We start from the raw sequence: 21,575 nt of genomic DNA, 5'->3' as shown, positions 1-21,575 counted from the left end.
CGATGCACGCCAGCCTGCGTATCTTCCCCCGCTCGCTGCAAGGGCAGATGCTGCTCGCCGTGGCGCTGGCGCTGCTGGTGGCACAGGTGATCGCCGGCGTCTTCCTCTACCGCGCCGCCACTGCGCACGGGGAAGCCGAGGTCGTGAACACGCTCGCCTTCCAGCTGATCGCCGACGTGCGCAATCCGCGCAGCCAGTGGCGCGCCGAGGCCGATCGCCGGCGCGGTGGTTTTGTCGAACGTCGCCGCGCGCTCGCCATATCGCTGCTGGACGAGGGCACGCGGCAGCGGCGGGAGCGCGCGCCCGACCGCGAACAGGCGCTGGCAGACGTGCTGCGCAGCCAGGGCGTGGCCGTGGCCGAGGTCATCGTTCTTGCGCCCATCACCCCCACCGAGCGTCAGCGCCTGCGCGGCGGGCGACCGGGGAACGGCACCAGCATCGTGCTGGCAGGTTTGCGCGAAATTCCGGCGGGCGACTGGCGCATCGCCGCACACGAACTGCCGCGCTTCACCGGAAATCCCTTGCGCGGGGTGCTGGTGCAGACCGTCATCCTCTACATCGTGCTGGTGGGCGGCCTCGCGCTGCTGCTGCGCCGCATCACCCGCCCGCTCGCCCTTTTGACGACGCGGGTCGAGCAGTTCGGCGGCAGCACCGACGGCGCCCCGCCGCTCGCGCCGTCCGGCCCCGATGACACGCGCCGCCTGATCGTGGCGCACAACGCCATGGAGGCCCGCATCGCCGCGCTGCTCGATGAAAAGGACGTGATGCTCGGCGCCATCGGCCACGATCTCAAGACCCCGCTGACCGCGCTGCGCGTGCGCATCGAAAGCGTGGAGGACGAGGGCGAACGCGCGCGCATGGCGGCGACGATCGAGGACATTACCCGCTCACTCGACGACATCCTTTCGCTTGCCCGGGTTGGCCGCCCCTCGGACCCGCTAGAGCGTACCGACCTCGGCGCGCTGGTCGCTTCGGTGGTCGAGGAGTTCGAGGATCTGGGCGAGGCGGTCGCGCTGGAGACCACCGAGAAGATCGCGCTGCCGCTGCGCGCCACATGGCTGCGGCGGGCGCTGCGCAACCTGATCGGCAACGCGCTGCGCTATGGCAACGATGCGCGCATCCGGGTCTCGCGCGAGGGCGAGGCCCCACGGCAATGGGCGGTGATCCGCATCCTTGATAGCGGTCCGGGCATCAGCGAGTGCCAGATCGCCACCATGCTCGAACCCTTTCAGCGCGGCGAAGCCAGCCGCAATCGGGAGACCGGCGGCGCGGGGCTGGGGCTGACGCTGGCCCGCGCCATTGCCGACCAGCACGGCGGCACGCTGCACCTGGCCAACAAACTGGGCGATAGCGGCGCCGTCGAAGGGCTGGTGGCGGAACTGCGCCTGCCGCTCTAGCGCATCAATCCGCCGACGATATTGCGCACGAAGGCATTGAGCCCGGTCCGCAGCGGATCGGCGCTGGACCTGCGACCAAGCGCGGTTGCCACCGCCACCGACGCGAGCGAACCGGCCGCAGCCCGTGCGCCGCTCTTGCCCGCCCGTTCCCACAGCGAGGGCGACCGGCGTTCCCGCCTGCCCACTTCCTCGCGGCCCTTCTCCTCGACCTCGGCACCAGTCCTCGCCGCGTCCTCGGCCTTTTGCGCCAAGACCTCCGCCGCGCTCTCGCGGTCGACCCGCTCCTCGTACTTGCCCTGGAACGGGCTCGCCGCCTGGATGATCGCGCGTTCCCGCGCGTCCACCGGGCCAAGCCGGCTGCGCGGCGGCTTGATCAGCGTGCGCTGGACCACGGTGGGCGCGCCTTCCTCGTCCAGCGTGGAGACCAGCGCCTCGCCCACTTTCAGCTCGGTAATCGCGGTCTCGACATCGAGATCGGGATTGATGCGAAAGGTTTCCGCCGCGGCGCGGATGGCGCGCTGGTCCTTCGGCGTAAAGGCGCGCAACGCGTGCTGCACCCGGTTGCCCAGCTGGCCGGCGACCTGGTCGGGGATGTCGATGGGGTTCTGCGTCACGAAATAGACGCCCACGCCCTTTGAACGGATAAGCCGCACCACGCGCTCGATCGTTTCCTGCAACGCCTTGGGCGCATCGTCGAACAGCAGGTGCGCCTCGTCGAAGAAGAACACCAGCTTGGGCTTTTCCGGATCGCCCACCTCGGGCAGCGTCTCGAACAGTTCGGCCAGCAGCCACAGCAGGAAGGTGGCGTAGAGCTTGGGGCTGCGCATCAGCTTGTCGGCAGCCAGCACGTTGACCATGCCGCGCCCGCGCTCGTCCACGCGCAGAAAGTCCTCGATCTCCAGCGCCGGTTCGCCGAAGAAATGGTCCGCGCCCTGGCTCTCGAAACTCAGCAACTGGCGCTGGATCGCACCGATGCTGGGCTTGGACACGTTGCCATAGGTGCCCGACAGCTCCTTGGTATTGTCGTAGGCCCAGGCCAGCATATCGCGCAGGTCGGCGAAATCGAGCAGCAGCAGGCCGCGCTCATCCGCGGCGCGAAAGACGATCTGCAACACGCCCTCCTGCGTCTCGTTGAGGTCGAGCAGCCGGGCAAGCAGCAGCGGGCCCATCTCCGACACCGTGGTGCGGACCGGGTGCCCCTGTTCGCCGTAAAGGTCCCAGAACACCACCGGGTTATCGGCATAGGCATAGTCGGTCATGCCCAGCTCTGCCGCGCGCGATTCCAGCTTGGCGGCGTGCTTGAAGGTGGGGGAGCCGGGCATGGCGATGCCGGAAAGGTCACCCTTCACGTCGGCCACGAATACCGGCACCCCGGCGGCGGAGAAGCTTTCCGCCATGCCCTGCAGCGTCACCGTCTTGCCGGTCCCGGTCGCGCCCGCCACCAGGCCGTGCCGGTTGGCGCGCGAGAGGGCGAGCGCCTGGCGGTTGCCGGTAAGGTCGTTGCCGAGGAAAATGTCCACCATGCCCATGCCCATTCGTTTGTTGCCCGATCGGGCGGTGAACCGTAGAGCCACGCCGATGGATGGCAAGACCCCCTTCGTCCTGCTCGACGACGCGCGCGTGGACAGCGCCAGCGATGCGCATTTCTTTGCCGCACCGCGCGCGGTGTTCGTCGCGCGCGAGCCGGGCGAGGTGGCGGCGGTGCTGGCGGCGGCGGACGCGGCGCGGCTGGCAGGCGGCGGGCACCTGGCGGGCTATCTTGCCTACGAGGCGGGCCTCGCGCTGGAAGATCGCCTGGCCTCGCTGGCAGCGCGGCGCAGCGGAGCGACGGGGCCGCTCGTCTGGCTCGGCCTGTTCGATGCGCCCGAAGTCATTCCCGCGGCGCAGATGCCCGCATGGCTGGCGGCACGCGCCAACGGCGTCGCCAGCATCGGCCCGCTCGATCCGCAGGTTTCGACCGGTGCCTATCTCGATGCCTTCGACAGGCTGCAAGAGGCCATCCGCGCGGGCGATATCTACCAGGCCAATCTCACCTTTCCCCTCGCCGGGCCGGCGCGCGGCGATCCGCTGGCGATCTACGCCGCGATCCGCCCCGCGGCGGCGGCGGGATACGGCGGCGTCGTGTTCGATGGCTCGCACTACCTGCTCAGCTTCAGCCCGGAACTGTTCTTCGCCCTGCGTGACGGCAAGGCCAAGGTGAAGCCGATGAAAGGCACTCGCCCGCGCGGGCAGGATGCGGCGGCGGACCGGGCGATGGCGGAGGAACTCAGCCAATCGGTCAAGGACCGGGCCGAGAACCTGATGATCGTCGACCTGATGCGCAACGATCTCTCCCGCGTGGCCAGGGCGGGCAGCGTGCGCGTGGAACATCCCTTTGCGGTGGAAACCTACCCCACGCTGCACACCATGACGACCACCGTGCTGGCTGACCTGGACGAGGGGCGCGGCGCCATCGACATGCTGCACGCGCTGTTTCCCTGCGGCTCCATCACCGGTGCACCCAAGATCCGCGCGATGGAGCTGATCGACGAAGGTGAACGCGACGCGCGCGGCCCCTATTGCGGCGCGATCGGGCGGGTAGACGCGAACGGCGATGCCGCCTTCAACGTGGCCATCCGCACCGTGCGCCTGACGCCGGGCGAAAACCAGCGGCACAAGGCTGTGCTCGGCGTCGGCGGCGCTATCGTGGCCGACAGCGACGGCATGGAGGAATGGCGCGAATGCCTGGTCAAGGGCGCTTTCGTGCGCGGGGCGGCAGGCGGGCACGACCTGATCGAGACGATGCGCTTCGATCCCGACGAAGGGATGCCGCTTCTCGAACTGCACCTCGAACGTCTGAAGGCAAGCGCTGCCGAACTGGGTTTCGCCTTCGATCGGCACGACACGCGCAACCGGATCCACGCGCTGTGCTTCGAACTTGAGAAGGCGGCGCGGGTGCGGCTGGTGCTGGCGCGAAGTGGCGCGGTGACGCTGGAAAGCGCGCCCCTGCCGCAGACGCTGGCCGAGCCGCTGGCCTGTCTCGCCCTGCCGCATCCGACCGTGCCCGGCGACTGGCGCCTGCGCCACAAGAGCTCGGACCGCAGCTTCTACGAGGCCGCGCTGGACGTGGCGCGCGATGCCGGGGCCGCCGAGGCCGTTCTGGTCCGCGCCGACGGTCTGGTTACGGAAGGCAGCTGGACCAATCTTTTCGTGCGTTCCCCCGATGGCACGCTGCTGACCCCTCCCGCCACGCTCGGCCTGCTGCCCGGCGTCCTGCGCCGCTCGCTGCTGGAAAGCGGCGAGGCGCGCGAGGCGGAGCTGACGCTGAACGATCTATCCGGGGGCTTCCTCCTCGGCAACGCGCTTCGCGGGCTGATGGAGGCCCGATTGTCATGATCCCGATACCCATTCTCTACGAAGACGGCGAAGCGCTGGTGATCGACAAGCCGGCAGGCCTGTCGATCGAGCAGCCGCGCAAGGGCGGGGCGAGCCTGGAGGATCATCTCGATGCGCTGAAACTGGGATTCCAGCGCGCCCCGCAGGCCGTCCATCGGCTCGACACCGACACCTCGGGCTGCCTGTTGCTGGCGCGCAACCCCAAGTCGCTGAAGCGCTTCAACGCGGCATTCGAGGCGAGGCTCGTCGCCAAGACCTATCTCGGGATCGTCGCCGGACCCGTGGCCGAGGACGAGGGCACGATCGACCTGGCGCTTTCCAAGATCAGCAGCGAGGCCAAGGGCTGGCGCATGATCGTGGCGAAAAAGGGCAAGCCTTCGATCACCCACTGGACGAAGCGGGCGGAATTGCCGGGCGGGCTTACGCTGGTCGAGTTCCGACCGGAAACCGGCCGCACCCACCAGATCCGCGTCCATGCCGAACACGCCTTCGGGCGCAGCCTGCTGGGCGATCCGGTCTATGGCCACAAGGATGCGCGCGTGGCCCGCACCATGCTCCACGCCAGCGCCCTGACCGTTCCGCGCGAAGGCAAGCCGCCGGTGGAGGCGCAAGCGCCGCTCCCGGCGGATTTCCTGGCGCTGGGAGCCCGGCTGCCCGACGCTCCGGTGCCCGCTGACCCGCTGCCGGGGGCCGCGTAGTGGGCCGCATCCTCGAGCGGGCGAACGCCATCGCCGAGGAAAGCTTCGTCACCGCTTCCGGCCCCGGCGGGCAGAACGTCAACAAGGTGGCGACCGCGGTGCAGCTGCGCGTCAACATCTACGCCCTCGCCCTGCCGCCCGCCATATTCCACCGGCTGACCGCACTCGCCGGAAGCCGGCTCAACCAGGCGGGCGAGATCGTGATCGACGCGCGCAACCATCGCACGCAGGACGCCAACCGGCGCGACGCGCGCGAGCGGCTGGCGGCCATGCTCGAAGATGCCTGCCGCGAACCGAAGAAACGGGTGAAGACGCGGGTCAATCGGGTGGGAAAGATGAAACGCCTCGCCGGCAAGAAGGCCCATGCCGAAAAGAAATCGATGCGGGGCAAGGTCGACCTTTGAGCGCAGTTGGCGATCGGCCGCGTGCCTGCCTTGACTTTTCCCCGATTCTCGCGCAGAGGCGCGCTCGTGAAGGGCGGCGCCGTGCGTCGCCCCTAGTTTTTTCGGGCGTTTCGCCCTCGTGAACCTTTGAAGGCAAGACCATGGCGAAGCCCGCAACCATCAAGATCCGCCTGAACTCCACCGCGGACACCGGCCACTTCTACGTGACCAAGAAGAACCCGCGCAACCACACCGAGAAGTTCACCTTCCGCAAGTACGACCCGGTCGCCAAGAAGCACGTCGAATACAAGGAAGGCAAGATCAAGTAAGCGCGCCCCGCTGCACTGATCCTGACCACGCGACCCTGACCCAGCGATCCTGAACGCCGGGAACCGCAGGGGTTCAGAGGCGGTTCAACGCTCCAACGCCAGAAACCGGAGCATGAACACCTTGTCCCATATCTTCGCCAGACCCAATCTTTTCGCAAGACTGGGCCGTATTCGCCCCGCCGCCGCGCTTTTTGCCGGCGTCGCCACCCTTGCCGCGCCTGCCTCGCTGGCGGTTTCGTCGGCGCCTGCCGTCGCGCAGTCCCAGTCGAGCCAGCTCGATCGTGCCGTTGGTGCCTTGCGCGCCATCACCACGCTTCGCGCGGACTTCACCCAGACCGATCGTTCGGGCCGGAGCTACTCGGGCACGCTGACCCTGCGCAATCCGGGCCGCATCCGTTTCGAATATTCGGGCGATGCGCAGATGCTCGTGGTATCCGACGGGCGCGCGCTGACCTTTGTCGATTACGAGGTCAACCAGGTCGAACGGTATCCGATCGGCGAATCGCCACTGGGTGCTCTGCTCGACCCCAACCGCGACATGCGCCGCTTTGGCGAAGTCCAGTCGAGCCCGGGCAACGGCGTCATCAGCGTGATGGTGCGCGATCCCTCGCACCCGGAATACGGCGTGTTCAACTTCATCTTCTCGCCCGACAGCAGCGCGCCGGGCGGCCTGCGCCTGGCCAGCTGGGTTTCGCTGGACGCGCAGAACAATCGCACGACGGTGCGCCTGCGCAATCATCGGTATGGCGTATCGGTGCCCGACAGCACCTTTACCTACCGCGATCCGCGCCGCACCACGCGCCGACCGCGCTGATAATTCGTCCTCGGTTGAAAGGCGGTTTTCGGCTTGACGCTGCAGACCATCATATCGGCGCCGACTGGTTGTAGATTTGCGACAAGGTGCCACTTTTATTCATTGGCGCGACAGGCGCGAAACCCTAGTTATCAAGCCTCAGGACGAGCGGTGAAGCGGGTTTCCCCCCTGTTGCCCAGCTTCGCATAGCCGCCGCCTGTTGAAGCGTGACGAACGCTCAAGAACGAACCCCCGTCGCAATGCCCCCGCGACGGGGGTTTTTCGTTTAGCGATCCCTTTCATCCGGGGCGTTTTTGCGTCCGGGGTTTGTTTTTCCAATGTCCCGGCCTAGGTGACCGCCATGGTCTCCGTCGCCACCTGGAACATCAATTCGGTTCGCCTGCGCATGCCGCTTGTCGAACGCTTCCTCTCCGAGCAAGCGCCCGACGTGCTGTGCCTGCAGGAGATCAAGTGCCAGGAACACCAGTTTCCCGCCCAGGAATTTGCGGACCTGGGCTACGTGCATCAGGCAGTTCACGGGCAGAAGGGCTATCACGGCGTCGCCACGGTCAGCCGCCTGCCGTTTCGCGAAATCGCCCGGCATGACTGGCAGGACAACGGCGAGGCGCGGCACGTGGGCGTGGAACTGCCCGATCACGATGGCCTGGTGATCGAGAACGTCTATATCCCCGCCGGCGGCGACGAGCCTGACCGCACCAGGAACCCCAAGTTCGGCCAGAAGCTCGATTTTCTCGAACGGATGACACGCTGGGCGGAACGGGTCGACCGGCCCAGCCTGCTGGTCGGCGACTTCAACGTCGCCCCGCTCGATTGCGACGTCTACGATCACAAGGCGCTCATCAAGGTGGTCAGCCACACGCCGATCGAGGTGGAAACGCTGGCGCGGTTGCAGGGCGCGCACGATTGGGTGGACCTGGGCCGCAAGCACATCCCCGCACCGGAACGCAACTACTCCTGGTGGTCCTACCGCACCTACTGGCAGGGCAAGGACCGCGGCCGGCGGCTCGACCACATGTGGGCCTCGCCCGATCTCGCCGCGCAGAGCCGGGCGCACACCATCGCCGAGCATACACGTACCTGGGACAAGCCCAGCGACCACGTGCCGCTGGTGACCGAGTTCGATCTCTGAGCGGCGCGCGCCCTTCGCCCACTCGCCGCGTGGCCCAAGCGATCGATGCACTGCGGCACGGCTGGCCGATCCGCGTCGGCGATGCCCCGGTGCTGCTGCCCATCGAGACTGCTCCACTGCCCGAAGCCCGCGCCGCCCACTTGCTTATCTCGGCCGCCCGCGCCGAGACCTTGCGGCTCACTAATCAGCGCGCCGCAGCCGACGGTCATTCGCCCGTGCTGATCCGCGCGGCCGAGCCACTGCGCGTTGCCCAGGCGCTGGCGGTTGCGGACCCGGCGCGCGACCTCGACGCTCCGCTGAAGGGGCCGTTCCGCGCCGAGGACTGCGCCTGGCCCGCCGAGGCCGCCGCCGCCCTCGAACTCGCGCGCGTGGCAGGGGTGCTGCCCGCGTTCCTCGTCGCGCCCGCGCCGGAGGGCGAGCCGGTGGCATTCGCCGTGGCCGATCTTGCCGCCTGGAGCGATCCCGCCAACCTGCACATCGCCACGCGCGCCACCCTGCCCGTCATCGTGGGGGAGGACGCGCGCATCATCGCCTTTCGCGCCATCGACGACATGCGCGAGCATGTCGCGCTGGTGCTGGGCGAGCAGACATCGGACCGCGCGCCGCTGGTCCGCCTGCACTCCGAGTGCCTGACCGGCGATGTCTTCTCCAGCCTGAAATGCGACTGCGGCCCGCAACTCGATGCCGCGCTGGCGGCGATGGCGGTGGAGGCTGCTGCGGGCGGTTGGGGGCTGCTGCTCTATCTGAGGCAAGAAGGGCGCGGCATCGGCCTCATCAACAAGCTGCGCGCCTACCGCCTGCAGGACGAGGGGCTGGATACGCTGGAGGCCAACCGCAGTCTGGGCCTGCCGGCCGAGGCGCGCGACTTCCCGCTGGCGGCCCGGATGCTCGACCTGCTCGGCGTGGATACGATCCGGCTGATGACGAACAATCCGGCCAAGGTCGCCGCGCTGGAGGCGGCAGGCGTGACGGTGGCGGAGCGCGTGCCGCACCAGTTGCCCGCCAACCCGCACAACCATCGCTACCTGGAAACCAAGCGCGACCGCGCCGGGCATTTGCTCACCTAGCCGCTCGTTGCCGACCTAAAGCCAGCGCCCCAGCGCCTGCCCCATGCGTACGGCATCGCCCGCGCCAAGGCTCTCGTCCCATTCGACCCGGCCCGGCTCGAACAGCAGCACTACGGTCGAACCGAGGAAGAACCGGCCCATCTCGTCCCCCGCGGCAAACGTATGTTCGCCATCGGCGTAGGAGCGGTGGCGCAGGGTGCGCGCGTGGGCCTGCTCGCGCCCGCCCCAGACGGTCTCGACACCCGCCACGATCATCGCGCCGACCATCACGCTGGCGAACAGGCCGTGCGGCCCGTCGAAAACGCAGGCGAGCCGTTCGTTGCGAGCGAACAGGTCGTCGACGTTTTCCGCCGTGACCTGGTTCACGCTGAAGAGGTCGCCCGGCACATAGACGGTGCCGAGCAGCTCGCCCCCGGCGGGCATGTGGACGCGGTGATAGTCCTTCGGGCTGAGATAGATGGTGGCAAAGCTGCCGCCCTCGAACCGCGCGGCGATCTCGGCATCGCCGCCAAGAAGCTGCGTCGCGGTGAACTCGCGGCCCTTGGCTTGGAAGATGCGGCCGTCGCTTATCGCGCCGATCTGGCTGATCGCGCCATCTGCCGGGCTGAGCACATGGGCACCGGCATCGGCCAGCGGCCGGGCGCCGGGTTTCAGCTCACGGGTGAAGAAGTCGTTGAAGCTGGCATAGGCCGCCACGGGGCGCGCGGCTTCGCTCATGTCAACATCGTAGGCCGCGATGAACCGGTGTATCAGGCGATCCCTGATCCACGGCGTCTCGCTGCCCGCGAATTTTCCGGCGAGGCGCGAGACGGCGTGATGCGGCGCAAGGTGCTGAAGGCGGATGAAGGTCTTGCTCATCAGCGCAGCTGGCTGTCCTTGGAGCCGCGCCGATTGATCGAGGAGTGACGCACTGCCGCATCGCGGCCCGACTGGCATTCCACGCAGGTGCGCACGCCCGGCACGGCCACGCGGCGCTTTTCGGGAATGTCTTCCCCGCAAATATCGCACCATTGCGCGCTCTCGCCACGCGGAATCCGCGCGCGCGCCGCGGCCACCGCGTCGTTCACGCTATCGTCGATCTGATCCTGCACCGCGCCATCGCGCGACCATCCGCCTGCCATGGCAAAGTCTCCTGACCTGCCAACGGCCAGCCTTTGCTGGCGTTCCGGGTCAAGTCGCTGGCGTCAGCGGATCCGCTCGTAACGGGATAGCCGGGGGGCAAGCGTGTTCTCCCCCACGCCAGCAACTTCTCCCGACCAGTCGGCGACGAAGATCGAACTGCGATCGACCCCGGCGGCGAAGCGCGCGTCGTTGCCCACGACCTGCAGGCCGGTGCTGGGATGGCTGCGTCCTTCCGCGGCGACCGCGATGAAGGCGGAATAGTTCTCCTTGTCCTGCCCTTGCACGAACCAGTTGTTGCTGATCTGCCCCTCGGCCCCGCCCGGCAGGTCGATCATGTAATTGGTGGCGCGCCCGGCGGCATCGTCAAAGCTGCTGGCGGCGATGTCCACCCGCGCCGCGCGCGATTTGACGTAATGCCCGCCGCGTCCCTGTTCGAAGCGGCTGCGGGTGACGCGCAGCGCGGCGAGATCGCCGGTGTAGATCGAATGGGCGCAGCCGCCCGGCCCCTCGCAGGTGCCGAGCCGGGTAAAGGTGGACCGGTCGATCACCATCGTCGCGCTTTCGTCCTGCGCGGTGAGGATGCCCTGCTGGCTGTCGCGGAACCAGCTTTCGGCCACGGTCAGGTCGCCCTGTTCCAGCCGGATGCCGGATCCGTTGAAATCGGGCACGCGCATGTTCTCGAACACCAGGCCAGCCACCTCGGCACTGCGTCCGCGCAGCACCAGCGCGGCCTTGCCCTCGCAGGTGACCCCGTCGAATATCGCCGATCCCGGCTGGGTGGCGAAATAGGAAATGGCGCCGGCGCTCTGCACCGCGCACTGCTGATGCCGGCCGGGCGCAATGGCGATCGTGCCGCTGGCATCGCCGATGGCGTTCACCGCGTCCTGCAGCCGATCGTAGCCGCGCCCGGTCTCCACCACGGTATAGGGTGAGGCGCCCGTTTGCGCCAACAGCGCTGCGGCGGGAATAGCAGCCACGGCCAGCGCGGCGACAGCCAGCGTCAGCCGGAAGCGGAGCGCCGCGTGGTTCGAACGAAGGGCCTGTGTCACCATGCCCGCACACGTAGCGCAACACGGTTAACGAACCGTCACTCCTCCACCTCCGGCGGGCGACCCCGGCGCGGCGGCGGCGTGCGCTCCACGCGAATGCCACGCCGCTCCAGCGCCTCGCGCAGCAGCACCTCGATCTCGGCGTTGACCGAGCGCAGCTCGGTCGCGGCAAGGCGCTCCACACATTGGTGGAGCGCCGGATCGAGCCGCAGCGCGAACGCCTTTTTCTGCGGAGCGCCTGCCATCTGTCTACTGGTAGAGCGAGCCCGCGTTCACCACGGGGTTCACCTCGCGCTCTCCGCACAATACCACCATCAGGTTCGAGACCATCGCCGCGCGCCGCTCGTCGTCGAGGTGGACGATGTCGTCGGCGCTGAGCTTTTCCAGCGCCATCTGCACCATGCTGACGGCGCCCATCACCAGCTTGGCGCGCGCGGCGATCACCGCTTCGGCCTGCTGGCGACGCAGCATGGCCCCGGCAATCTCGCTGGCGTAGGCGAGGTGGGTGAGGCTGGCCTCGTCCACCTCCACGCCAGCCACGCTCAGCCGCTCGTTGAGCTCGACCTGCAATTCACCGTTGATCACGTCGGGACTGCCGCGAAGCGTCGTCTCGTTTTCCTCGAAATCGTCGTAGGGGTGGCGCGCGCCCACGCTGCGCAAACCCGCCTCTATCTGGATGTTCACGAACGCCTTGTAATCGTCGACATCGAACACCGCCTGCGCCGTGTCGCGCACGCGCCAGACCACGTTGCAGGCAACGTCGATCGGGTTGCCGCGCCGGTCGTTGATCTTGATGCGTTCGGAATGGATGTTGTGGGCGCGCACGTTGACCTTCTGCTTGGCCATCCACGGCCATACCCAGCGCAGCCCCTCGGTCCGGTCGGTGCCGCGGTATTCGCCGAACAACGTGATGACCGCACCCTGGTTGGGCTGGATCATGTAGAAGCCGATCATCGCGAGCAGCGCCGCCGTGGCAATCACGCCTCCGCCCACCAGCCAGCCAACCGGCGACCGGCCTGCATTCGCCAGGCCAATTCCCGATACGAAGAGCCAGGCAGCCAGCGCAAGCAGCGCAAGCGTGACGAACAGCATCAGATAGCCGTTGAATCCGCCGCTGACGCGTTCCTGACTGCGGTTCATCGAAGTGTTGTGCCCGACCATGTTACCCTCCTGTTTGATATAAATATGATATCGCAATAATAGCGGGTTCAGCCGCGGTCAAGACCCTGTTGAAATACGGTGCCATCGCCCTATATTGCCTGCGCGGACCGGGCCCCTCTGGCGCGGCGCTTGCAGCCTTTGGGCCTTGCGCTGCGTGATGTCGGACCGCATCGGATGTTGCCGATGCCGGGCCCGGGTCTCCTCCCCACCCTCCCCTGCCCGGGCCAAGGTGTCGGCAGCACCCGATCGAACCACAATCTTCGTTCGATAGGGAAATTCGTCATGTCCAAACGCCTGTTCCGCCTGATGGAACATCATCAAAAGCTCGATGCGATGATCGCCGCCGCCCGGCGCAGCCGCGGCGGCGATGCGTTCGCGCTGCTGCGGCTGAAGAAGCTGAAGCTCGCCATCAAGGATCGCATCGCGCGCGCGATGAAGAACCGCTCCCTGGCCCGATAACCCCCGGCGCACGGGGGAACGGCCACGGCGCCGCCACCGTGCGCCCTGCTGTGCGGAGAACACGCCATGGAATTTCTCGTCACCGACTGGCTCGGAACCCCCGTGTGGTTCTGGCTGGTCTTCGTAGGCCTCGTCCTTGCCCTTACCGCCTTCGATCTTGGCGTGCTGCACAAGGAAGACCGCGAGATGGGCATCGGCGAATCGCTGAAGCTCAGCGCGTTCTACATCGGCGTTGCGCTCGCTTTCGGCGCGTGGATCTGGGCCGAGCGCGGGGCCGAGCTGGGGATGCAGTATTACACCGGCTTCTTCATCGAAAAGGCGCTGTCGATCGACAACGTCTTCGTCATCAGCCTGATCTTCACCTACTTCGCCATTCCGCCCAAGTACCAGTATCGCGCCCTGCTGTGGGGCATCCTGGCGGTCATCCTGCTGCGCGGCCTGATGATCGCGGGCGGCGCGGCGCTGGTGGCGGAGGCTTACTGGGTGCTCTACATCTTTGCCGCCTTCCTGGTGTTCACCGGCATCAAGATGTTCTTCGCCGGCGATCACGCCCCTGACATCGCGAACAATCCGGTGGTGCGCTGGATTTCCACGCACATGCGGGTGACGCCGCAACTGCACGACCAGCACTTCTTCGTGAAAGTCGCCGACAACAAGACCGGCAAGCTGGTGACCGCGGCCACCCCGCTTTTCCTGGCGCTGGTCGTCATCAACCTGGCGGACCTGGTCTTCGCCATCGACAGCGTGCCGGCGATCTTTGCCATCACCACCGATACCTTCATCGTCTACACCAGCAACATCATGGCGATCCTGGGCCTGAGGGCGCTCTACTTCGCGCTCGCGGCGATGGTGCACCGCTTCTACTACCTAAAGTATGCGCTGGCCGCGGTGCTGGTGTTCATCGGTTCGAAGATCTTCGTGACCGACTTCCTGCTCGGCGGGGCAAAGTTCCCCCCGCTGCTGAGCCTCGGCGTCACCGCGGGACTGATCGCGGGCGGCGTATTCTATTCGCTGTGGAAAACCCGCCACGGCGAGGATGCGGCACCGCAATTGCCGCATGATGAGCTCAGTTCTCGCGGATGACCTTGAGAAACGCCTCGCCATAGGCGGCCCGCTTCTTTTCGCCGACGCCGGGTATCCCCGACAGTTCGGCGAGGGAGGCGGGCCGCGCCGCGGCCATGTCGCGCAGCACCGAATCGTGGAACACCACGTAGGGCGGCACCTTCGCCTCGGCAGCCAGCGCGCGGCGCAGTTCGCGCAAGGCATCGAACAGCGGATCGCCGATGGGGTTGGGCACCGCACCGCGCGAGCGGCCCCGCCGGCCGCGTCCCTCCGGCGGCTGCACGATGGCGACCTCGGCATCGCCCGTCAGGATGGCACGCGCGTCGCCTGCCAGCACCAGACCGCCGTGGTCGTTCGCCGCCAGCGCGCCGCGTGCCTGCAAGGCCCTTGCCAGCGGCGCGATCAGCCGCGCCTCCTCCCTCTCGACGATGCCGAACACGCTCAGCTTGTCGTGACCGCGCTGCGTGATCCGTTCGTCCGCCGCGCCGGTCAGCACCTTTTGCAGGTGGCCAAGGCCAAAGCTTTGCCCGGTGCGATAGGCGGCGGACAGCAGCTTGCGCGCCAACTCGGTGGCATCGACGACCTTGGGCGGATCGAGGCAGTTGTCGCAATTGCCGCAGGTGGGCGGCGGATCCTCGCCGAAATGCCGCAGCAGCACGGCGCGCCGGCAGCCCGGCGTCTCGACGAGGCCCGCCAGCGCGTCCAGCCGCGCCCGCTCGCCCGGCTGGCGCGCCTCCTCCAGTTCAGCCACGCGCTGGCGCGCGGTTACGAAATCGCCCGCGCCCCACAGCATCACTGCCAGCGCCGGGTCGCCATCGCGCCCCGCACGCCCGGTTTCCTGGTAATAGGCCTCGATAGACTTGGGCACGCCGGCATGGGCGACCAGCCGCACGTCGGGCTTGTCGATGCCCATGCCAAAGGCGATCGTGGCGCAGATCACCATGTCCTCGGATGCGACGAAGGCCGCCTGGTTGGCGCTGCGCACCTCGGCCGGCAGCCCTGCGTGATAGGGGCGCACCTCGCGCCCCGTCTCGGCGGCCAGCTTTTCCGCCAGCTGTTCCACCTGCCGCCGCGTCTGGGCGTAGACGATGCCCGGCCCGGGCTGCTCGGCCAGCAGGTCGGCCAGCTGGCGCGAACCGCTCTGGCGCGGGCGGATGGCATAGCGGATATTCGGCCGGTCGAAGCCCGCGATCACCAGCCCGTCTGCCGGGATGCCGAGCTGGGCGAGCACGTCGGCGCGGGTGTGGGCGTCCGCCGTTGCCGTCAGGGCAAGGCGCGGGACGGCCGGGAACAGGTCCATCAGGGGGCGCAACTGGCGATAGTCGGGGCGGAAATCGTGTCCCCATTCGGAAACGCAATGCGCCTCGTCCACCGCGAACAGCGCCAGCCTGCCATCGCGCAGCATTCCGGCGAACCCGGGCTGGCTCGCCCGTTCGGGCGCCACGTAGAGCAGATCGAGCTCGCCGGCGCGAAAGGCGTCGATCGTCTCGCGCCAGTCGGCATCGACGGATGTGAGCGTTGCCGCGCGAATGCCGTTCGCCCGCGCGCTGCGCAGCTGGTCGTGCATCAGCGCGATCAGGGGGGAGACGACGACGCACGTGCCCTCCAGCAGGGTGGCGGGCAACTGGTAGGTGAGCGACTTGCCAGCACCCGTGGGCATCACCGCCAGCGTCGATTGCCCCGCCAGCACGCGCTCGATCACCTCCGCCTGCCGCCCGCGAAAGTCCGCAAAGCCGAAGATGCGCCGCAGTTCGGCCTGTGCTGTTGCAAGATCGGGAGCCATGGCGCGGCCCTGACAGATCGCCGGCATCATCGCCAGCGCGCGCGATGCCCATTCCCACACGCGCGGGGCTGCGCTAGGGAGCGGGGCATAGACAACCCTTACTTGCCGCAAAGGTCACATTGCCATGAAGAAGCTCGCTCTCGCCCTCGCCACGCCCGCCGCGCTGGTGCTCGCCGCCTGTGGTTCGTCCACCGATGCCTCGGAAGATGCCGTGGCGGACACGGTGGAAGTGCCCGCCGATGAAGCGATGGTCAACGTGCCCGAACCCGTGGTCGACACCCGCGCCACGACCGAAGCGCAGGCCGAAGAGGTCATCGAGGAAACGCAGCAGACCGCCGAGGAAGCCGCCGACGATGCCCAGGCCGCTGTCGACGATGTACTCGATGCCGCCGCCGCCGCCGACGCCGCCCAGAACGCCGCCGCCGCAGCGGAGTGATCCCGCGCTCGCTGTTCCTTTTGACCCCCTTGTCCTCGCTGGCCGCGCTGCTGACGCTCGCGGCCTGCGGGGACGAGGCGCCGCCCGCCCCGCCCGCCGATGCGCAGGCCAGCGAACAGCGCGCCCTGGCGCAAGCTGCCGAGTTGCTCGACGAGCGGCCCGATACGGCGGTTGACGCCGGGCCCACCGCCGGATCCGCCGCCGGGGCGGATGGCGATCAGTGAAACTGGATCGCGCGATCCGGCTGTGATAGTCCGTCGCCAATGAACGACATGGCCGAGATTTCCGCAGCCCAAACCGATTTCGCGGCGCTGCCCGAAGTCGACGCGGGCGTGTTCACTGCTCCGCTCCGACGACCCGCCCACGTTGGCGAGGACTGGCTGGAGCCGGCGCAGACCCAATACACCTCCGAAGATGACCGCATCTGGGACGACCTGTTCGACCGGCAGATGCAGGTTCTGCCCGGCCGCGTATGCACGCCGTTCCTGAAAGGGCTCGAACGGCTCAGCCTGGGCAACGGCGGGGTGCCCAGCTTCGATCGCCTGTCGCGCGAACTGGGTTCGCTGACAGGGTGGAGCGTGGTGCCGGTGCCCATGCTGATCCCCGACCACGTGTTCTTCTGGCACCTTGCCAACCGCCGCTTCCCGGCGGGCAACTTCATCCGCACGCGCGAGACGTTCGATTACATCCAGGAACCCGACGTGTTCCACGACGTGTTCGGCCACGTCCCCATGCTGACCGATCCGGTGTTTGCCGATTACATGCAGGAATACGGCCGCGCCGGATGGAAGGCGATGCGGTACAACCGGCTGAAGGCACTGGGGTCGCTTTACTGGTACACGGTCGAATTCGGGCTGATGATGGAGGACGGGGAGCCGCGTATCTATGGCGCCGGCATTTCCTCCGGCCCGACCGAGGCGATCTTCGCGCTGGAGGCGCAGAGCCCCAACCGCATCATGCTGAACGTCGACCGGGTCATGCGCACCGATTACGTGATCGACGACCTGCAGCCGACCTACTTCGTCATCGAAAGCTTCGAGGATCTCTATCGGCAGACAGTGGAGCGCGATTTCGATCGGCTCTACCGCAGCCTTGGCCCAAGCTTCACCTACGCCAATTCCGCGGTGATCGACGTCGACAACGTGCTGCACCGGGGCAGCCAGGAATATTTCCTGCGCGGCGGCCGGGGATCGAACGCACAGCCGGTCTAGCCGACCTCGATACTGCGCAAGGAAAAAGGCCGGCACCCGCAAGGGCACCGGCCTTTTTTGTATTCGCTCGAGAGCGAAGGCTTACATGCCTTCGGTGGTCTCGGTCGTCACGGCGGTGCCTTCGTCCATGGCTTCGCCCTGGACTTCCATGGCGTCGGCCTGGTCTTCGGCGGCGTCGGTCATGGCGTCTTCCTGCGCGTCGGTGATCTGGCCGGCATCTTCCATGGCTTCGGCCTGGTCGCTCACGACTTCGGCGTTCTGCTCACCGGCGTCTTCCATGGCGTTCTCGTTCGCGCCTTCGCAGGCAGCGAGGCCGAGGCCCAGGGTGGCGGCGGCGGCGAAAGCGATAATCTTCTTCATGACATTGTCCTTTCAGGGCCCTGCGAACGGAAACATGGCGAAATTGTGGCCCAGCGGCTCGTACATAGTGCACAGGTTTTGTGGATTCAATTGGGTTTCAACGGCAGGCTATCGAATTGCGGCGAATTTGTGACCGCGATGGAGGCGACAGCGAGGCGAAACGGAACGGGGGCCGGAACGTCCAGCGCCCCGGCCCCCGCATTGTTCGATGCGTCCGCCCGACAGGCGCACGCGCCGGAAACTGGTTACATGGCCGATTCGTCGACGGTGGTGCCGATCGGCTCGTCGTTGGTGCCCATGTCGGTGTCGCCTTCGGCGGCGTCTTCGACGCGGTCGGCCTGCTCTTCCATCACGTCGGCTTCGGCGTCGGTGATCTGGCCGGCATCTTCCATGGCATCAGCCTGGTCTTCGATGCCTTCGGCCTGCTCTTCGGCAGCTTCTTCAGCCGGGCTGTCGCAGGCGGCGAGGCCAAGCGTGGCGGCGGCGGCGAAAGCGATAATCTTCTTCATAGGTATTCCCCTTCTGATGCACTCGCTCGCAAGATGCGGCGAAATGCTGGCATATCGGCCCGGCGTAGCGCCCGGCCATTACCCGATTTGGGCAACTGCGGCGCAATCCTGCCGCATTTTCGTCCCAATTCCAAGGGTGAACCGACGGGCGGGGGCAGGAGTTCCCCTTTTTGATGGTTACCGCAGGGCGAACCAGGCCAGTGCGGCCACCCCGATCACGATGCGATACCAGGCAAACGGCTTGAAACCGTGGCGGCTGATGTAGGCGACGAACGCCTTGATGACCGCCAGCGCGACCACGAAGGCCACGACGAAGCCGATGGCGATTTCGCCCCAGCCCACGGCGCCCGTGCCGATCTCGCTGCCGTGCTTCCACAGTTGCAGCACGGTGGCACCGGTCAGCGTGGGCAGCGCCAGGAAAAAGCTGAATTCGGCTGCGGTCTTGCGATCGACGCCCATGGCCATCGCACCCAAAATGGTCGCGCCCGATCGGCTGACGCCGGGCACCATGGCAAGGCACTGGACCGCGCCCACCAGCGCCGATTGTCTCAGGCTGAGCGCCGCGACGCCGCCCGATTCCTGCGGATCGGCATAGTGTTCCACTGCCAGGATGGCAAAGCCGCCGATGATCAGCGCCCAGGCGACGATCGTGGCGTTCTCCAGCATGACCTCGATCTGGTCACCAAAGGCGAGGCCCAGGACCACGGCGGGGGTAAAGGCCACCAGCAGGTTGCGCACGAAGGCCACGGCCTTGGGATCCCAGCGGAACAGGCCGATGAAGGCTTCCCAGAAGGTGCGCCAGTAAAGCACCGCCACGGCCAGGATCGCGCCCGGCTGGATGGCGATGTTGAACACCGCCCACCGCTCCGCGTCGTAGCCGAGCAATTCGGTGGCGAGAATCAGGTGCCCGGTGGAGGAAACCGGCAGGAATTCCGTGAGGCCCTCGACGATGCCGAGCAGGATGGCGGTGAGTGTGGTGTCCATGGCCGCGCGACTTCCCCGCACCGCGCCGCCAAGTCAAGCACCAGTGGCCCACAAAGCAAAAGGCCCGCCCCCGGCACGATGCGGGGGCGGGCCGATTGTCGACCGGTAAAGGCGCTTACCAGATGCGGATGCGCTCTTCCGGCGGGAGGTACAGCTCGTCATCGGTGGAGACGTCGAAGGCATCGTACCAGGCATCGAGGTGACGCACGGCGTTGTTCACGCGGAACTCGCCCGGCGGGTGGTTGGCGGTCATCACGCGGTTGCGCAGGCTTTCCTCGCGCTCCATGCCGCGCCAGATCTGCCCGAAGCCGAGGAAGAACCGCTGGTCGCCGGTCAGGCCGTCGATCACCGGGGCTTCCTGCCCGTTCAGCGACAGGCGATAGGCGCGGTAGGCCATCTGCAGGCCGACCACGTCGCCCAGCGTTTCACCCATCGACTGGCCGGCGCGCAGGCACACCGGGCCTTCGGGGCTTTCGACCGGGCAATAGGCCTCGATCAGTTCGCCCATGCGGCCGGCGTATTCCTCGAAGCCCTCGCGGTCGGCATCCTGCCACCAATTGCGCAGCGTGCCCGTGGCATCGAACTGCGAGCCCTGGTCGTCGTAGCCGTGACCGATTTCGTGCCCGATCACCGCGCCGATTGCGCCGTAGTTCACTGCCGGATCGTTCTCCGCATCGAAGAACGGGCGCTGCAGGATCGCGGCGGGGAAGACGATGCGGTTCGACAGCGGCGAATAGTAGGCGTTCACCGTCATCGGCAGCATGCCCCATTCGCTCGGATCGACCGTGGTCCCCAGCTTGGCGAGATTGTCGGCAATGCCCCAGGCCCGCGCGTTCATGGAATTGGCCAGCGGATCGTTGGCCGTGATCTCGAGCCCGTCGTAGGTCTCGAACTCGTCCGGATAGCCGACCATCGGCACGAAGCCTTCCAGCTTGGCGCGTGCCTGGGTGACGGTATCGGGCGACATCCACTCGTTCTCGTCCAGGGCCATGTTCATCGAACGCGACAGGTTGCCGACGAGCTCTTCCATCTCGGCCTTGCTGGCGGCGGGGAAGTAGCGTTCGACATAGAGCTGGCCGAGCTGTTCGCCCAGCGTGCCCTGGACAACGCCGATCGCCCGCTTCCAGCGTGCTTCCTGGGCTTCCTGTCCACCGATCGTGCGACCGTAGAAATCGAACACGGCGGTATCGAGGTCGCTGTGCAGGACGGAGGCATTGGACGCCAGGAACTGCACCGCCATGTAGGCCTTCAGGGTTTCCAGCGGAGTCTCGGTGAGGATTTCCATCATCGCCGGCAGACCGCCGCCGATCATGCCCATCTGCGCCTCGGTCAGGCCGAGCGCGGCAATCTCTTCCTCGGTTGGGGGAAGCTGGCTGGCAAGGAATCGCGTCTGGCCCATAAAGCCACCGGTTTCCAGGATGGTGTCGATGGGAAAATCACCGGCCATCTCGCGCAGCTGGTCAGGCGTCAGCTCGTTGTAGGTGAGCTGCGGCATGCGCAGCACCGAGCGGCCCCACTCGGCCTGCGCCACCTGGCGCTCGAACGCATAGATCGCGTCGGCCCACGCCTCGACATCGGTATACCCGGCCGCCGTCAGCATGGTGCCGAGATAGTCCTTGTAGGCTTCGCGGATGGCCAGGTTGCTTTCTGAATCGACGAGGTAGTAGTCGCGATCGGGCAGGCCCATGCCGTCGAACCCGATGCTGGGCACGTACTGCGTGGGGTTGCGGGCATCGATGCCCACCCCGATGCTGATGAGGCCACTATAGGCCGGCTGTTCGAACAGGGCGGCAAGCTCGGTCAGGTTGCTGACGCCGCGGATCGTGTCGAGGTAGGGCTGCGCCGGCGCGAGGCCGCGCGCATCGATCGCCTCGACATCGTAATAGGCGTTGTAGGCATCGACGATGCGGCGCGCCGTGGTGCCGGGCGCGGGGTTGGAAGCGACGAGTTCGTTCACCAGGGTGCGCACGTCCTCGCGCGACTTCTCGCCCAGCAGGTCGAAGGCACCGAAGCGCTGGCGGTCGGCGGGGATGGTGTTCTCGCGCACCCACTTGCCGTTGACGTAGGCGTTGAAATCGTCGCCCGGATCCACGGCAGCGTCGATACCATCGAGGCCGACGCCCCAGGTACCAAAATCCATGGTCGGCATCGGCGCGGCGTCGTCCTGCGCCATGGCAGGGATGGCAACGGCAAGGCCAAGGGCCGATACCGATGAAATCAAAATCTTGCGGAGCATCCGGCAGTCCT

At 67.2% G+C, this 21,575-nt stretch carries 24 protein-coding genes; 13 read left to right on the top strand and 11 right to left on the bottom strand.

The window, feature by feature from the left end:
• Positions 1–2: 2 nt before the first annotated feature.
• Positions 3–1,397 carry a sensor histidine kinase gene (locus tag GRI62_RS00200; protein ID WP_131451432.1) on the top strand — a complete coding sequence of 465 codons (1,395 nt, stop codon included), beginning with the start codon at positions 3–5 and terminating at the stop codon, positions 1,395–1,397.
• On the opposite strand, the gene GRI62_RS00195 is transcribed toward GRI62_RS00200, so the two are convergent.
• Complete coding sequence (locus GRI62_RS00195; protein WP_131453675.1) at positions 1,394–2,920, bottom strand: helicase HerA-like domain-containing protein; 1,527 nt, start codon at positions 2,918–2,920, stop codon at positions 1,394–1,396. The genes GRI62_RS00200 and GRI62_RS00195 overlap by 4 nt on opposite strands.
• 55 nt (positions 2,921–2,975) lie before the next feature.
• On the opposite strand from GRI62_RS00195, the gene pabB reads away from it, so the two are divergent.
• From pabB to ribA, 7 genes are all read left to right on the top strand, one after another.
• Positions 2,976–4,772: an aminodeoxychorismate synthase component I gene (pabB, locus tag GRI62_RS00190; RefSeq protein ID WP_131453674.1), complete on the top strand. Its 1,797-nt coding sequence runs from the start codon at positions 2,976–2,978 to the stop codon at positions 4,770–4,772.
• The gene (locus GRI62_RS00185; protein WP_131451431.1) at positions 4,769–5,470 is read left to right on the top strand and encodes an RluA family pseudouridine synthase; all 702 of its coding nucleotides are present in this window, start codon (positions 4,769–4,771) and stop codon (positions 5,468–5,470) included. Before pabB ends, GRI62_RS00185 begins: the two co-directional genes overlap by 4 nt.
• Positions 5,470–5,874: an alternative ribosome rescue aminoacyl-tRNA hydrolase ArfB gene (gene arfB, locus GRI62_RS00180; RefSeq protein ID WP_131451430.1), complete on the top strand. Its 405-nt coding sequence runs from the start codon at positions 5,470–5,472 to the stop codon at positions 5,872–5,874. Before GRI62_RS00185 ends, arfB begins: the two co-directional genes overlap by 1 nt.
• A 140-nt stretch (positions 5,875–6,014) precedes the next feature.
• Complete coding sequence (rpmG, locus tag GRI62_RS00175) at positions 6,015–6,182, top strand: 50S ribosomal protein L33 (RefSeq protein ID WP_131451429.1); 168 nt, start codon at positions 6,015–6,017, stop codon at positions 6,180–6,182.
• Between the two features lie 112 nt (positions 6,183–6,294).
• Positions 6,295–6,996 carry a LolA family protein gene (locus GRI62_RS00170; RefSeq protein ID WP_131451428.1) on the top strand — a complete coding sequence of 234 codons (702 nt, stop codon included), beginning with the start codon at positions 6,295–6,297 and terminating at the stop codon, positions 6,994–6,996.
• A gap of 340 nt (positions 6,997–7,336) precedes the next feature.
• The gene (locus GRI62_RS00165; protein WP_131453673.1) at positions 7,337–8,125 is read left to right on the top strand and encodes an exodeoxyribonuclease III; all 789 of its coding nucleotides are present in this window, start codon (positions 7,337–7,339) and stop codon (positions 8,123–8,125) included.
• A 29-nt stretch (positions 8,126–8,154) separates the two neighbouring features.
• Positions 8,155–9,192 (top strand): GTP cyclohydrolase II, encoded by a 1,038-nt coding sequence (gene ribA / locus GRI62_RS00160; protein WP_234032811.1) that lies wholly within the window; start codon positions 8,155–8,157, stop codon positions 9,190–9,192.
• Between the two features lie 15 nt (positions 9,193–9,207).
• Here ribA and asd read toward each other — a convergent pair whose 3' ends face one another.
• The 5 genes from asd to GRI62_RS00135 all read right to left on the bottom strand — a co-directional run bounded on the left by asd (position 9,208) and on the right by GRI62_RS00135 (position 12,524).
• A complete protein-coding gene (gene asd / locus GRI62_RS00155) occupies positions 9,208–10,050 on the bottom strand; it encodes an archaetidylserine decarboxylase (protein ID WP_131451427.1) in 843 nt (280 codons plus the stop codon).
• A complete protein-coding gene (locus GRI62_RS00150; protein WP_131451426.1) occupies positions 10,050–10,313 on the bottom strand; it encodes a DksA/TraR family C4-type zinc finger protein in 264 nt (87 codons plus the stop codon). Before GRI62_RS00150 ends, asd begins: the two co-directional genes overlap by 1 nt.
• A gap of 63 nt (positions 10,314–10,376) precedes the next feature.
• A complete protein-coding gene (locus GRI62_RS00145) occupies positions 10,377–11,366 on the bottom strand; it encodes a right-handed parallel beta-helix repeat-containing protein (protein ID WP_131451425.1) in 990 nt (329 codons plus the stop codon).
• A gap of 35 nt (positions 11,367–11,401) precedes the next feature.
• A complete protein-coding gene (locus GRI62_RS00140) occupies positions 11,402–11,608 on the bottom strand; it encodes a type II toxin-antitoxin system antitoxin (protein WP_131451424.1) in 207 nt (68 codons plus the stop codon).
• A gap of 4 nt (positions 11,609–11,612) precedes the next feature.
• Positions 11,613–12,524 (bottom strand): SPFH domain-containing protein, encoded by a 912-nt coding sequence (locus tag GRI62_RS00135; RefSeq protein ID WP_234027320.1) that lies wholly within the window; start codon positions 12,522–12,524, stop codon positions 11,613–11,615.
• A 129-nt stretch (positions 12,525–12,653) separates the two neighbouring features.
• Between GRI62_RS00135 and GRI62_RS14480 the strand changes: the two genes are divergently transcribed.
• Entirely contained in the window at positions 12,654–12,983 is a 330-nt protein-coding gene (locus GRI62_RS14480) for a DUF465 domain-containing protein (RefSeq protein ID WP_234027319.1), read from the top strand.
• A gap of 66 nt (positions 12,984–13,049) precedes the next feature.
• The gene (locus GRI62_RS00125; protein ID WP_131451422.1) at positions 13,050–14,066 is read left to right on the top strand and encodes a TerC family protein; all 1,017 of its coding nucleotides are present in this window, start codon (positions 13,050–13,052) and stop codon (positions 14,064–14,066) included.
• Here the strand turns inward: GRI62_RS00125 and recQ are convergent.
• Positions 14,050–15,828 (bottom strand): DNA helicase RecQ, encoded by a 1,779-nt coding sequence (recQ, locus tag GRI62_RS00120; RefSeq protein WP_131453670.1) that lies wholly within the window; start codon positions 15,826–15,828, stop codon positions 14,050–14,052. The genes GRI62_RS00125 and recQ overlap by 17 nt on opposite strands.
• Positions 15,829–15,952: 124 nt before the next feature.
• On the opposite strand from recQ, the gene GRI62_RS00115 reads away from it, so the two are divergent.
• The 3 genes from GRI62_RS00115 to phhA are packed head-to-tail and all read left to right on the top strand — an operon-like array spanning position 15,953 to position 17,475.
• Positions 15,953–16,264 carry a hypothetical protein gene (locus GRI62_RS00115; RefSeq protein WP_131451421.1) on the top strand — a complete coding sequence of 104 codons (312 nt, stop codon included), beginning with the start codon at positions 15,953–15,955 and terminating at the stop codon, positions 16,262–16,264.
• 29 nt (positions 16,265–16,293) lie between these two features.
• On the top strand, positions 16,294–16,488 hold the full coding sequence (locus GRI62_RS00110; protein WP_131451420.1) for a hypothetical protein: 195 nt from the start codon (positions 16,294–16,296) through the stop codon (positions 16,486–16,488).
• A 48-nt stretch (positions 16,489–16,536) separates the two neighbouring features.
• On the top strand, positions 16,537–17,475 hold the full coding sequence (phhA, locus tag GRI62_RS00105; RefSeq protein WP_131453669.1) for a phenylalanine 4-monooxygenase: 939 nt from the start codon (positions 16,537–16,539) through the stop codon (positions 17,473–17,475).
• An 81-nt stretch (positions 17,476–17,556) separates the two neighbouring features.
• Here phhA and GRI62_RS00100 read toward each other — a convergent pair whose 3' ends face one another.
• The 4 genes from GRI62_RS00100 to GRI62_RS00085 all read right to left on the bottom strand — a co-directional run bounded on the left by GRI62_RS00100 (position 17,557) and on the right by GRI62_RS00085 (position 21,564).
• Positions 17,557–17,835, bottom strand: coding sequence for a hypothetical protein (locus GRI62_RS00100; protein WP_188669351.1), 279 nt, complete (start codon positions 17,833–17,835; stop codon positions 17,557–17,559).
• Positions 17,836–18,080: 245 nt separating this feature from the next.
• Positions 18,081–18,344: a hypothetical protein gene (locus GRI62_RS00095; RefSeq protein WP_188669352.1), complete on the bottom strand. Its 264-nt coding sequence runs from the start codon at positions 18,342–18,344 to the stop codon at positions 18,081–18,083.
• A 177-nt stretch (positions 18,345–18,521) separates the two neighbouring features.
• Positions 18,522–19,328, bottom strand: a complete 807-nt coding sequence (locus GRI62_RS00090) for an undecaprenyl-diphosphate phosphatase (RefSeq protein ID WP_131451419.1) — start codon at positions 19,326–19,328, stop codon at positions 18,522–18,524.
• 115 nt (positions 19,329–19,443) lie between these two features.
• The gene (locus GRI62_RS00085) at positions 19,444–21,564 is read right to left on the bottom strand and encodes a M13 family metallopeptidase (protein WP_131451418.1); all 2,121 of its coding nucleotides are present in this window, start codon (positions 21,562–21,564) and stop codon (positions 19,444–19,446) included.
• Positions 21,565–21,575: the final 11 nt, after the last annotated feature.

It is taken from the genome of Aurantiacibacter arachoides (assembly GCF_009827335.1).
GTDB classification, from domain to species: Bacteria; Pseudomonadota; Alphaproteobacteria; order Sphingomonadales; family Sphingomonadaceae; genus Alteraurantiacibacter; species Alteraurantiacibacter arachoides.
The sequence above is the reverse complement of the archived record's forward strand: the minus strand, read 5'-3'. Positions and strand labels throughout refer to the sequence as shown.